This window comes from Sphingomonas sp. FUKUSWIS1, assembly GCF_000733135.1.
Taxonomy (GTDB): domain Bacteria; phylum Pseudomonadota; class Alphaproteobacteria; order Sphingomonadales; family Sphingomonadaceae; genus Sphingomonas; species Sphingomonas aerolata.
This window is the reverse complement of record NZ_JPJC01000243.1, coordinates 1-557: the sequence shown is the minus strand read 5'-3', so window position 1 is coordinate 557 and position 557 is coordinate 1. Positions and strand designations below refer to the sequence as shown.

Sequence of the window (557 nt, the reverse complement as noted above, 5' to 3'; positions counted from 1 at the left end):
ATGCGGCGACACGCTCGACCGGCACGTGACGATGCGCCCCGCCGCGCTGCTCGCCCGCCATGCCTGGGGTCCCGCCCGCCTCGACCTGTTCGCCGATCCCGCCGCGAGCGAGGACGCGATCGGCGCCTTTGCCGGCGCGGCCGATGCCCGCGGCTATCGCGCGTTCCGGGCCGAGGCGAAACGGCTCTTTACCGCGCTCAACCGGCCCTTTCTCCACGCGACACGCCCGGGGCCTCTGACGCTGGGCTGGCGGATGGGTCTGCGCGGCCTTGGCGATTATTGCACGCTGCGCCCCTATACGTCGCTGTGGCACGCGCTCGGCGGCTATTTCACCGACCCGCGCCTGCGCCAATTGTTCGCGCGCTATGCGACCTATTGCGGGGCGTCGCCGATGCAGTGCCCGGCGACGCTGATGCTGATCGCGCATGTCGAGGCGAGCGGCGTGTGGCTGATCGACGGCGGCATGTATCGGCTCGCACTCGCATTGGAGGCGCTTGGCCGGCAGAACGGCGTCCGCTTCCGGTACGACGCACCGGTCCGCGCGATCCTCATCGAGC

At 70.9% G+C, this 557-nt stretch carries 1 protein-coding gene; it reads left to right on the top strand.

Annotated elements, in window-relative coordinates; genetic code table 11:
- Positions 1-25: 25 nt before the first annotated feature.
- Positions 26-557: phytoene desaturase family protein (locus tag sphsw_RS15330; protein WP_443024401.1), on the top strand; the 532-nt coding region annotated here is incomplete at its 3' end.